The organism is Streptosporangium sp. NPDC004631, from assembly GCF_053601935.1.
Genome location: NZ_JBSGCR010000016.1, coordinates 1 through 12,721 on the forward strand (window position 1 = coordinate 1; position 12,721 = coordinate 12,721).

General features: G+C 68.1%; 5 protein-coding genes and 2 pseudogenes. 3 read left to right on the plus strand and 4 right to left on the minus strand.

Annotated elements, in window-relative coordinates:
• Positions 1-105: 105 nt before the first annotated feature.
• A pseudogene (locus tag ACWEF2_RS17755) lies at positions 106-617 on the plus strand (transposase family protein); the annotation flags it as partial.
• A 238-nt stretch (positions 618-855) separates the two neighbouring features.
• Here the strand turns inward: ACWEF2_RS17755 and ACWEF2_RS17760 are convergent.
• Positions 856-1,203, minus strand: a complete 348-nt coding sequence (locus tag ACWEF2_RS17760) for a hypothetical protein (protein ID WP_453816431.1) — start codon at positions 1,201-1,203, stop codon at positions 856-858.
• A 471-nt stretch (positions 1,204-1,674) separates the two neighbouring features.
• Positions 1,675-1,878: a recombinase family protein gene (locus ACWEF2_RS17765; RefSeq protein WP_355593133.1), complete on the minus strand. Its 204-nt coding sequence runs from the start codon at positions 1,876-1,878 to the stop codon at positions 1,675-1,677.
• Positions 1,879-2,332: 454 nt separating this feature from the next.
• Between ACWEF2_RS17765 and ACWEF2_RS17770 the strand changes: the two genes are divergently transcribed.
• Complete coding sequence (locus tag ACWEF2_RS17770; protein ID WP_453816433.1) at positions 2,333-2,590, plus strand: hypothetical protein; 258 nt, start codon at positions 2,333-2,335, stop codon at positions 2,588-2,590.
• 2,517 nt (positions 2,591-5,107) lie between these two features.
• Positions 5,108-5,446: pseudogene (locus ACWEF2_RS17775) on the plus strand (flavoprotein); the annotation flags it as partial.
• 240 nt (positions 5,447-5,686) lie between these two features.
• Here ACWEF2_RS17775 and ACWEF2_RS17780 read toward each other — a convergent pair.
• Positions 5,687-7,213: an NAD(P)-binding domain-containing protein gene (locus tag ACWEF2_RS17780; RefSeq protein WP_453816435.1), complete on the minus strand. Its 1,527-nt coding sequence runs from the start codon at positions 7,211-7,213 to the stop codon at positions 5,687-5,689.
• A 247-nt stretch (positions 7,214-7,460) separates the two neighbouring features.
• Positions 7,461-12,620: an ATP-dependent helicase gene (locus ACWEF2_RS17785; protein ID WP_453816436.1), complete on the minus strand. Its 5,160-nt coding sequence runs from the start codon at positions 12,618-12,620 to the stop codon at positions 7,461-7,463.
• Between the last annotated feature and the right edge of the window lie 101 nt (positions 12,621-12,721).

Consider the following 12,721-nt stretch of genomic DNA (forward strand, 5'->3'; position numbering starts at 1 on the left):
TCATCCACAAGATCGGCCAAGGTCTCTACGCCGCCGTGCCCGACCCGCCGCTCCCTTGACAGACACCCGAAAACGCTAACTACCTGGCCTTGGGGAAAGACCCCTCCTCGCCTGGAGCAGGTGTTGCGCGCTGCCAAGCGCGCCGGGTACGCCTTCGTGATCCTGGACGGCACGCTCATCCCGATCGACCGGGTGGCCGCCGACCGGCCGTACCACTCCGGCAAACACAAGCGGCACGGCATGAACATCCAGGTCGTCGCCGCCCCGGACGGCACGCTGCTGTGGACGTCGGGCCCGCCGCCGGGATCGGTGTACGACCTCACGGCCGCCCGGATCCGGGGATCGTCCGCCGACTGGAGGCCGCCGGGCTGATCACGCCGGCGGACAAGGGCTACATCGGCGCAGGTCAGCAGGTGCTGGTGCCGTACAAGGGCAGGAACAAGCCGACCTCGCTGAAGCCGGCCAACTCCGCTCACGCCAGGCTCCGCGGCCCCGGCGAACGTGCGAATGCGCAGCTGAAGACCTGGCGGATTCTGCGGAAGCTACGCTGCTGCCCTCTTCAGGCAGGTCAGCTTGTCAAAGCCATCTGTGTCCTGCAGATGCGCGAGGCAGGATGAAAAAGGCTCAGTGTCCGTTTGCCTAATCTGGTCGCGGCCGACAGCGTTGATAGTGCGACAGGGGTGGGTTCCTCGTTCGATCGGGCGGATTTGGACACCTCTGATCTTCAGGAACCGTGCCTTTCTGTCGTTGCGGATTTGGCGTTTTTTACCTGTCCCTGCCTGCGCCGTTGGATGGCTACGAATGAACCCGTTCGAAACATCAACTTGCCGGTGCCCTGGAGCATTGTGGTCGGGATCAGTCCGATGCGATCTCGGGGTCTACCTGCATGCCGATGTGTCCGATCGTGCCGTGGTAACGACGGGCCTGCGTGCCGACCTGTTGAAGCAGGCTCGTCATCTGCGCGAGGCGGTCACGGGCTTCGACGATGCGGGGTTCCGGAGCGTCGCCGGTATCGTCATGCAGGATGTACCGCTTTGGCAAGGCCGCGACCTCAGTCCGCATGTGGCTGGCTGCGGCTGCGGCGGCCAGGGTCACCTCGCCCAGCAGTCGTCCGGCGTCGTGGAGCTCGGTTAGATCCAGTGTGCGCCGCTCGCTCACGGCCTGGAGAAGCTCACCGAAGCGAGTGAGATCCTCAGCGTTCATCGCTGCTTCCTTTCACTAGGGCCTGCTGGGATCGGTCGGCGGCAGGGAACGGAGGGCCGACGAGTTCGGGGACGTGCCTATGGAGTGTGCTGGGGTTGGCGCCCGGCAGCCGGGCGATGAAGGAGATGGTGTCGTCAGGCAGGGTCAGCATGTTGCGGGCGTGGTGGATCCGCTCAAGCGTCGCAGCCGAGGGCTGACCGAGATGCTGCCTGCGGTCCCGCGCGGCGTCTAGGGCCTCAGGAGTGCCCTCAAGGTGAGCTCGTGAATGAACGCCACCAAGGCTGAGAAGACATGGAATACGAGCCGTCCGCCGGGCGTGATGGTATCGATCGTCTCGTGCAGGGTCTCGAAGCCGACGCTGCGCTTGCGTAGCCCAGCCACGATCGAGGTGAGCTCCTACAGGGAGCGTCTCAGGCGATTCAGAGGCGGCACTCATGAAGGTATCGCCGGTGCGCAGGGGATCCAGCGCCTTCACAGCTCCTCACACTTGACGTTCTTTACGGGCTTCTTACCGAAGAAAATCCGCAGGCATCCGCTGCCGGTGAGCGCGGCCATCTGGCAGTCCACGTTCTGCTTGGTGGTCGAGACCCGTGCGTAGCTGATCAGTGTGCCAGTCAGCTGGACAGGTTCGAGCAGGAGGGAGTCGTCCTCAGGAGGAGTACGTGGTGGTGTCATCCTGTCAGTGTACGAAAAAGGAATTCGGTGGCTTGTTGAACGCCCTGGCTTTCCAATACCTTTTATGACGGTGCTGATGGCCTTGGAGGCCCTTCCGGACCCCATGATTTTTTTCGAGAGATGATGGCGCGCTCGATCAACGTATCGCCGCTGTTCAGGACCTTAGCGTAAATCTCTGCCGGAGTGTGGCAGCTATGGATCTTGCGGAGACGGTTGTTGAGCTTGGTGGCGATGGCATCCAGGTCGTCTTGGCTGAAGGTGTGCATATCCATGGACTTGGGCAGGCATTTCTCCTGCGTCGGCAGGCCCGTTTTCTGCGGGTCTCGTCGATGCCCTCCCTGCCTCGACCGGCTCCGGTTCGCTCAGCGGTTCCTCGGCCAGTGCGGCCAGGTGCCGGTGGATCGGCGGCCGGCCCAAGCCGTACTCCCGGCGGGCCGCCGCCACGGAGGCCCGCATGGTGTCGCGCCTGGCAGGCCGGTGGGCTGGAGGAATTGGCGTCCAGGGGTCGGGCGGGGAGAAGTGCCGGCTGGATGAGCGGCGGCTGGAGCGGCTGTGGGCCGAGCTGGAGCGGGGGCCAGCTGCGCATGGTCTCGTCGAGGAGCAGCACTGGACGTCGGCCTGGGGTGCCGATCTGATCGCGGTCTTGTTTCATGTCCGCTATATTTTGCGCAGGGCGTCATATCTGCTGCACCGCATCGGCTGGACGCCGTAGATTCCCGTACAGCGTGCCGTTGAGCGCGACGAGGGGGGAGGCGAGTTGTGGGTCGCCGAGGAATGGCTGGCGATAAAAGGGCGGCGCCCGACCTGGGCGCCCGGTTGTGCCGGGAAGACGAGGCAGGGCAGATGAAACCGGCCAACTCGCCGCACTGGTCAAGACCAAGCCCAAACAGATGCAGTACCGCCCCACGCTGCCGCGACGGCTTCATCGCTCAGACCGTTCTTATTCTCGAACCGCCGTCCATTATTGCTCGCCGACCAGTTTCGGTTGATTCAACGAACAGGTGGGACGCCGGAGTCATATGGGGTAACGAAATATCGCATTAAGTGTGATTGGACTTCAGGGGCAGGGGATTCATGGTGCCTGGCGCGTATAATGCGCTCGCCGAATCAGAAGGCCCTCAAGTTGTTTAGGGCGTTTATTGTTAAATTCTACATTCGCAACCTGTCCTCTGGGCTAGAGTTAAACTAAGATCATCTGGGGCAGAATACCCAGTTCCAATCAGGGTCGACCTTTGGTACATTGCAGTGTGTGGTTACTGTCTGGGAGCTTCCGTCTCTGTACCACTTCAAGGTGACCCGGCCCACCCACCACCAATTCCAGAAGCTATGACAGTTTTCGATGTCGAGGCGTGCCGAGGTACTTGCCTGTGTACCCGTATGGCTTGTTCCACTGATCTTTACGGCTTGATAGAGAGTGGAATCATCGCATGCTCGAACCTGTTGGCCATTGGATCCGAAGTTCAGTACTGGCGTGGATTCTGTGCTCCCGGGCCCTGCGTAAGCGGTACCGGAAGAAGCCGTTATAGCTAATCCTACGGCCAGGATGCCGGTTGCGATGCGTTGGGCGGCCATGCGTGACATGCAAGAAGTCAAGGAGATTCCTTCCATCAAGCTATTCGGCTAAAATGCCTCGCCACACATCCACAATGGAAAAGCTGGCGATGAGCGGAACATTGAGTGGATGAAACGCCGTCAATGGAAGATTAACTCCACATTGCCGCAACCAGAGAGGGGCATCCGGGGCTACCGTTCATCTAATTATGATTTTTACATATGGAGGCGAGGTGAGTCAAGAACCTACTTGGATAAAACTTGGAATCCTCCCCATGTGTCTCCAGCTTCGCATATTACTCGTAGTGGCTGCCAGCGGACTCTAGGCGGCTCGCATCTTCGGCTTTTCGTGATCCTCGTGTGATCGAATAAAGCGTTTGCTGCGATCCTTTGTTTAAGTTCATGTCATGAGCTCTGAATTAGGGGGACCTTTAATGAACGTTTCGCTATCCCTGACGCGGATAATCATGGTTGTGATCTCGTGTAATGTCTCATCGCCTGGAGTTGATGCGCAGGCAGGAAAGTCCGCCGTTAGCCTCGATGTTTCGTGCGCCCAGTAGGACGGAGGTGAAGCCATGACGTAGCGGCTGATCATCTGTTCGTAAACTAGTCGTCGCTTACCGGTGTGAGTCCGTCCCGGGTAGCTACCAGGAGGCCCGGTAGCGGACTGGTGGCGTCAGAGGAAACGCCTGGTGTCGAACCCCAGCCATCATCACTGATCACCGCTGTCGGTCGCGAGCGGCTTGAGCAATCGGTTCTGGAATCGCCGACTCGGCTGAGCCCTATGGATCGGTTCGCGATGATTTCCGATCTGCAGTCGCGGCGTGGACGGCGGCATTCGCCGACATCGGCTCTGGCGTTGATCGCGTGTGCGACCGTGGCCGTGGGCGGTGACTCGCCGACCGCGATCGAGTAATAGGCCGACAATGCGCCCGAGCCGGCCCTGGCCGACCTGCGGGTGTGGCGCAATTCGCTGACCGGGTTGCATCAGCCGCCCAGCGAGCGGACCATGCGCCGGGTCCTGGCCGGCCTCAACGGTTACAGATCGCGACCTACGTGCGCAGTCATTGGAACGCCGTCGAGAACGGCACCCACTATGTCTGTGACGTGACCTTTCACGAAGACATCGGCCAGGCCCGAACCGGTACCCCGCGCTCCGACCTCCTTCCGTAATCTGGCCCTTGGCGCCCTGCGCCACGCGGGCTACGCCAACATCGCCTATGGCCGACGTCACCACGTTTACGGTCACCGGCGCACCCTCAATCTGTTCAAGATGGAAGCGAGGGAATCAAGCTGACCAAATCATAAACTCGCCGGAGCCCTGGGCAGAGTGAGGTTACTCTCGCCTTGCCGCACAGTTACAGCAGGCATTGGGCGTGCATGTTGCGGCAACAGAAAAGGAGCTCGTCTTACCGGACACCATGGAAAATATGAAACGCAGAAGTGTTCTGGGGATCACTGCGGCGACCTCCGTGGATCGGCCGCACTGGAGCCGCTCGCGCGACTGCTGGACGGCTTGGACGGTAAAGATCTGACAGATGTCGGTGTCGCCGAGGTTCAGGCGGTCGAGGCCGCCGCAGACCTCTACACCCGTATGGACCTGGCCCATGGCGGAAGTACGGTGGCGGCGATGGCGCGCGGCTCTCTGGGCTGGGCGATCGAGTTGCTGGACAGGCCGATGACCGTGCCGATCCGGGAACCCCAGGACGGGGAATGGGCCGTCCAGATCGTCGTGACCCCGTCGGCCCTCGCCTTCGTCGACGTCCCCGCCCTGGAGGCGCGGACCGGCCGCCCGGTGCGCAGCCGCTACCGCACGCCGGACGAGCCCAAGCCCCCGCGGGCCGACGCGATCATCGTCGCCCCGGCCACCTACAACACCGTCAACAAGTTCGCCCGCGGCATCGCCGACACCTACGCCCTCGGACAGCTGGCCGAAGCCCCCGGCCTGGGCATCCCTGTGGTCATGGTGCCGTTCGTGAACAGTGCCTTCGCCGCACGCGCGCCCTTTCGCCGGAGCGTCGAGAGTCTGCGCGCCGAAGGCGTTCCCGTCCTGTGCGGCTCCGGCCGGTTGGAGCCGCACGCACCCGGCACCGGAGACGAGAGTCCGGCGATTTACCCCTGGGAGCCGGCTCTCCAGGAAATCGAGCGGCGCCGTCCCTGCTGGTCGCCCGGAATCGATCGAGCGGCGCCGTCCCCGGTAGCCGCACGGAATCGGTCGATCCACCGAGCCTCCCGCGTCCCCGGTCCGAGCGGGAGGTCAGAGTGGCAGCAGCCGGTCGAAGAATCGCGTGAGCGGGGCCACGTGCCGGTCGGGGTGGCGCCACTCGGTCACCACACTCTCCGGCAGGTGCAGTTCGGAGGTGAGCACGCCGTTCCTGAAGACGCGGACGGCCGGGTGGATGGCCTCGCTCTCGGTGGCCCGTGACGACAGCGGGCGGCGCCCGACGGCGAACGCGCCGGCCTCCAGGTCGTCGGGGTCCGGGGCTCGGTTCTGGCGCAGGCCCACGGTGACCAGATCGCCGAAGCGCTCGACGGCGTAGTCCTCGGGCAGGTCCTCGTAGCGCTCGATGCCGTGCTCGGTGATCACCATGGCGTCGACCAGATATCCGGCCTGGGCCCACAGGGCCGAACTCCGGTTGACCCGGTCGAGGATCGATCCGGTCAGCTCCGCGCGGGGAACGACGGTGTGCGGGAGCCGTACCCCGTCATAACGCTCGGCGAGCAGGCGGCTCATCGTCCGCAGGTTGTAGCGGAAGCCGTAGATGAACGCCGACGTGCCCCGCCTGGCGTCACGGGCCTGCATCGTCGTGCCCGCGAAGTACAGGCCGTCGAGGTTGACCGACTCCCAGTCCGACCTCACCGCGGGCAGTCTCCCGCAGGAGCCGGTCCTCAGCCCGTCGGCGAACACGTCGGCACCCATCCGGAAACCGGTGCAGCGCAGTACCGCGTCGTACTCCAGCCGTTCCCTGCCCCGTCCGGCGTGGCTGTGGAGGATGTCCACGGTGTAGGTCTCGCCGTCGAACCCGATCCGCTCGACCGTGCAGTCCAGCAGCGAGTGAGGCGTGGTGAAGTGGTGGCTGTCGAGTAACGCGCCGTACGAGCCGCGCACATCTCCCGGGTACCTGGAGTTCCAGGACAGCCGGACCGGTCGTGGACTGGCCAGGTGGATCATCGACGCGTGACCGAGGAGGGCGTGGGCCGTCTCGAAGGCCGAGTTGCCCTTGCCGAGGATCAGCACCCGTCTGCCGCAGAACGGCTCGGGGTCGATGGCCATGTCCTCGTACCCCTCCGCGTGCTCGATGCCGGGAATGTTGGGGATGTACGGCTCGCCCCTCCCGCCGGCCCAGATCAGGCACTCGGCCTGGATCTCCTGCCCCTCCTCCGTCTCCAGCCGGAACCCCTCCTCCTTGCCGATCACTCGGCTGACCCCGGTGCCGAAGGCGATCCTCAGGTCATGGGTGGTGTGGAAGTCGGTCAGATAGCGTCGCAGGTCGTCGGGGGAGGGGAGGTAGTCGTCGCTGTAGTGCGGGAACAGCAGGGACGGATCGTCGCTCAGCAGTGAGTTCCAGTCCCAGCGGAGCCGGGTCTCCGGATCGTCGGACCAGGTGTGCACCTTGTTGAGTGAGATCAGCCGGCGGTGCCTCGGAAAACGGGTGAAGAATCCGCCAACGGTGTGGTTCCGTTCCAGGATCAGGTAGTCCGCCCCCCTCTCCTGCAGGAAATGGCCGATCTGCAGCCCCGCGGGACCGGCGCCGACCACCACGTAACGATGCTCCTGGATCACGAGAGGACCTTTCTTAGGTTGGGCAGATCCCTCCTGGGGTCCCAGCGGGCATCTCCTGGGATACCCACACCCGGCGGTCGCCCATCCCCCCGAACGCAGCGGCCTTGAGCCCGTCGCCCCCAGCCCACAGCGGAGCCGGCCGGTAACGGAGCGAGGAGGCGGCAGTACCGCCCCGTCCCCCTGGAAATGGAACGACGGGTGGCTGTTCCGGCCGTGGGCGCTGGTGACGGCGACACGGTCGGTACGGCTAAGCGCGCAGGCGCAGGCCTTTCGGGGTCGGATGGAATCCGGCGGACTCCAGGGCGGCGGCCAGGGGGGAGTCGTTGATCGCGGTGCCGTCGGCGCGCTCCACGGTGAGCTTGCCCAGGGCGCCGTCGCGTACGGCCAGCGCGAGGGCGTCCACGGCGGACCGGAGGCCGTCGCCGGTGGAGAAGGACAGCAGGGTCTTGCCGCCGCGCTCGACGTAGAGCACCAGATGCCCGTCCACGAGCACCACCAGGGATCCGGCCTTCCGTCCGGGTCTGTGGGACCCCTCACCCGGATGGACCGGCCACGGCAGGGCCGCGCCGTACGGGTTGGCCGGATCGGTCGCCGCCAGCACCACCGCCCGCCGTGCGCCTGTGGCCGGGTTTCGGACGGCCCGCGGATCGGACGTGCCTGTGGCCGGCTCCCGGACGCTCCATGGATCGGACGCGGGTGCGCCGGTGCCCGGCGCCGCCGAGGTGGCACGCATCCGGTCGACGGCGCCGGGCAGCGCGAACTGGGCGCCCCCCAGGCCCTCGACGAAGTAGCCCCGGCGGCACCGGCCGCTCTCCTCGAAGGCCCGGAGCACCTGGTAGACCGCGGCGAACCCGCCGGGCAGCCGCTCGGCGGCGACCGCGCCGCGTGTCACCACGCCGTGCCGCTCCAGCAGGATCTCGGCCTGGGCGTGCACCCGCTGGGTCGCGTCGCCCGACGGGGCGGGCAGTGGCCACCAGCGCCCGCCCACCGTCGGCGGCCCGCTCCGGGTGGGCAGCACCGCTCGTCGGCTGCGAGTGGGAGCCCGGCGGTGCGCGGGGCGTCCGGTGCCGAGGGTGGCGCGCAGCGGTGCCAGCGTGTCGCCGGTGATCCGCCCCGCCCACACCAGATCCCACACCGCCGCGGTCAGCACTCCGTCATCCGGAACCGCACCGGGCAGCAGGGCGCCGACGCGCCCGGCCAGATCGCGGAAGAACAACGCGCCCCCACCGCCGAGGACGGTGAGGACCGTCTCGTGCACCGGGGTCATGGTGATCTCCAGTGGATCGGGCATCAACAGTGGAGCGGTGTCCGCGAAATACAGGGCCACCCAGCCGTCCCCGCCGGGCAGCGACCCCTGCCCGGCCCAGACGACCTCGCCCGAGGCCGTCAGCTCGTCCAGCAGCGACGGATCGTATCCGGGCACCCGCGAGGGCAGGATCAACGTCTCCAGCGCCGAGGCGGGCACCGCCGCCCCCTGGAGCTGCTCGATCGCGCCCACCAGCGCGTCGATGGGCGGTCTGCTCCGCCGCGGGGCGCCGGTGATGCCGTGCCAGGCGGGGGCGAAGGCCGCCAGCGTCTCGGGGGTGACCGGCTCCACCTCCTTGCGGAGCCTCGCCAGCGACCTGCGGCGCAGCATCCGCAGGACCCCGGCGTCGCACCACTCCTCACCTCGGCCACCGGGCATGAACTCCCCGTTCACCACCCGGCCGGAGGCGGCCAGGCGGCGCAGCGCGTCGGTGACCACCGCCGGGCCGAGACCGAACCTGGCGGCCGCCGTACCGGCCGAGAACGGGGTGCGGGTACGGGCGTGCCTGGCGACGAGATCGCCGAGCGGATCCTCCACCGGCTCCAGGAAAACGTGCGGCACCCCCACCGGCGGCGGCACGCCGAGCGCGTCGCGCAGCCGGGCGGCGTCCTCGATCGCCGCCCACTGCCGCTGCCCCGCCACCCGCACCCTGATCGCCCGCCGGGCGGTCTCCAGGGTGATCAGCCACTCCGGGTCGCCCCCGCGCAGGCTTACGTCGGCCGCGACCAGCGGGCCGTGCGAGCGGAGCAGGTCCGACAGGTCCTCGGCGTCGCGGAGCGGCCGGTCCAGCCGGGCCAGCTCGCGCTCGGCGTCGGCGATCACATCGGGGTCGAGCAGCTCACGGAGGTCCGCCTGACCCAGCAGCTCCGCCAGCAGGCTCGTGTCGAGCGCGAGCGCCTGCGCTCGGCGCTCGGCAAGGGGGGCGTCCCCCTCGTACATGAACGCGCCGACGTAGTTGAAGAGCAGCGACGCCGCGAACGGCGACGCCTGCCCGGTCTCGACCTCCACCAGCCGCACCCGCCGCGCCGCGACGTCCCGCATGAGCCGGACCAGTCCCGGCACGTCGAAGACGTCCTGCAGGCACTCGCGCATCGTCTCCAGCACGACCGGGAACGATCCGTACCGGCCGGCCACGCCGAGCAGGTGCGCGGCCCGCTGCCGCTGCTGCCAGAGTGGGGCGCGCCTGCCCGGCGTGCGCCGGGGCAGCAGCAGGGACCGTCCCGCGCACTCGCGGAACCGCGCCGCGAACAGCGCCGAACCGCCGAGCTCCTCGATGACGATCCGCTCGATCTCCTCCGCGTCGAAGACCGCTATGTCCGAAGGGGGACCGGAGAGCGTGTCGGGGACGCGCAGCACGATCCCGTCGTCGGAGTGCACGGCCTGAACGTCGGTGCCGTAGCGCTCCCGCAGCCGCCGCCCGATCGCCAGGGCCCACGGCGCGTGCACCCGCGCCCCGTACGGCGAGTGCACCACGACCCGCCAGTCGCCCAGCTCGTCGTGGAACCGCTCCACCAGCAGCGTCCGATCGTCCGGTACGTATCCGGTGGCCTGCCGCTGCTCGGCCAGGTAGGACAGCAGGTTCGCCGCGGCGAATCCGTCCAGCCCCGCCGCCCTGATCCGCTCCAGCGCCCTGTCGCGGGCCGTACCGCTCCACCCGCCGGAGCCCGGCTTCCCTCCGCCGGGCGTCGGCCCCGCCAACCCCGCGGCACCTCCCTCCGCGCCGTTGCGCCTTGGACGACCGTGCTCTGCGCCCTCCGCTCGCGCACCGTCGCGTCCCGGACCTTCCTGTCCCATGGAGTCCGTCTTCGCGTCGGCGCGTGCCGCGTCGCCCTGCCTTGAGGCGACGCCTGTCGGGCCGTCTCGTCCCGCGGATCTTGGCTCCGCCTCGGAGTCCGCGCCCGCCGCGGACATCTCGCGGAGGAACGCGCCGATCGCCCTGCCCAGCTCGGCCGGGCGTCCCGCGCTGTCACCGAGCCAGAACGGCAGCTTGCCCGGTTGTCCGGGCGCGGGGGAGACCAGCACCCGGTCGGCCGTGATGTCCTCGATCCGCCAGGAGGTCGCGCCCAGCACGAACACGTCCCCGACCCGCGACTCGTAGACCATCTCCTCGTCCAGCTCGCCCACCCTGGAGGTTTTCGCACCGACCAGGAACACGCCGAACAGCCCCCGGTCGGGGATCGTGCCGCCGTTGGTCACCGCCAGCCGCTGGGCTCCCGGCCGTCCCCGCAGGGCGCCGGTGAGCCGATCCCACACGATGCGCGGCCTCAGCTCGGCGAACTCCTCACTCGGGTAACGCCCGGCGAGCATGTCGAGCGTCGCCTCCAGCGCGCTCCTGGGCAGTGTCCGGTACGGCGCGGCACGCCGTACCACGGTCTCCAGGTCGTCCACCGTCCACTCGTCCATCGCGGTCATCGCCACGATCTGCTGGGCCAGCACGTCAAGGGGGTTGCGCGGGTAGCGGAGCTCCTCGATCTCGCCGCTCCGCATCCGCTCGGCCACCACGGCCGTCTGGACCAGGTCGCCGCGGTACTTGGGAAAGATCACGCCACGCGAGACCGCGCCCACCTGGTGCCCGGCCCTGCCGATCCGCTGCAGGCCGCTCGCCACGCTCGGGGGCGACTCCACGCAGGCGACCAGATCCACCGAGCCCATGTCGATGCCGAGTTCCAGGCTGGAGGTCGCGACCACCGCGGGCAGCCGCCCGGACTTCAGCGCCTCCTCGATCTGGGCGCGCTCCTGCTTCGACACCGATCCGTGGTGCGCCCGTACGATCTCCGGGACGACCCCCTTCGCCGCACCGGCCTGCGCCATCGTCGCGGCCGGGGTGGACGGGGAGGCGGGCGGCACGGGGAAGCCCTCCGACCAGTGCGCGGGCTCCGGCGACTCCGACGGCCCCGACGGCCCAGGCGGCCCGGGATCTTCCGCCCGCCGTTCCCAGGCCAGCTCGTTGAGACGGGTGCACAGCCGCTCGGCCAGTCGGCGCGAGTTGGCGAAGACGATCGTCGAGCGGTGCCTCCCGATCAGGTCGAACAGCCTCTCCTCGACGTGCGGCCAGATGGAACGCCTGGCCGGCGGCCTGGTCTGCCATCCGCCGTCGCCGTCATCGGCTCCGGCGGGAGGTGGGGCGGTGTCGAGCTCGGTCATGTCCTCGATCGGGACGACCACCTCGACCTCGATCACCTTGTCCGAGGGCGGCTGGACCACCGAGGCCGGGCGTGAACCGCCGAGGAAGGCGGCCACCTCGCTCACCGGCCGCACGGTCGCCGACAGGCCGATGCGCTGGGCGGGCCGGGAGAGCAGGGCGTCGAGCCGCTCCAGGCTGAGGGCCAGGTGCGCGCCGCGTTTGGTGGCCGCCACCGCGTGCACCTCGTCGACGATGACGGTCTCCACCCCGCGCAGCGCCTCGCGGGCCTGACTGGTCAGCAGCAGGAAGAGCGACTCGGGGGTCGTGATGAGGATGTCCGACGGCTTGGCCGCGAAACGGCGCCGCTCCTCCGGTGAGGTGTCACCCGACCGGATCGCCACCGAGATCTCCGGCACCGGCGACCCGAGCCGCCGCGCGGTCTGCTTCAGCCCGGCCAGTGGAGCCCGGAGGTTGCGCTCGACGTCCACCGCCAGAGCCTTGAGCGGTGACACGTAGAGGACCCGGCACCGCCGGACCGGCCCGTCGTCCTTCCATGAGGCGGCGCGCCCGCGCGCGGGCCGCCTGTCACCGGCGTGCGAGGCCCCCGCAAGACCGGCGGGTGGGACGGCAGTGGTGCTCGCCGGGTCTTCGGGGGCCGTGGTGCCGGCGCTCGCGAGGTCTGCCGCGGTGCCGGCGCTTACGGTGCCCGGCGGGAATCCGGAGCCCTCCGCGGCGCCGGGGGCGCGCTCGGCGGCCAGCCTGTCCAGTGACCAGAGGAACGCGGCCAGTGTCTTGCCGGACCCGGTGGGCGCGACCACCAGCGTGTTGTCCCCCCGGGCGATCGACGCCCACGCCCCCTCCTGCGCGGTGGTGGGAGCGGCGAAGGCCCCGGCGAACCACTCCCTGGTCACGGGGGTGAAATGGTTGAGCGCCGAGCTCGCCCCGCGCCCCGGCGGCCCCGTGCCCGTTCCGTCCATCACGTGCCCCCTCGTGTTTGATCCGGCTACTCGATCCGGCTCGACGGTTCATAGTGCACTGCCCTACCGACAGAATCCGTCCCGCCCTCGGGGTTGAGTAA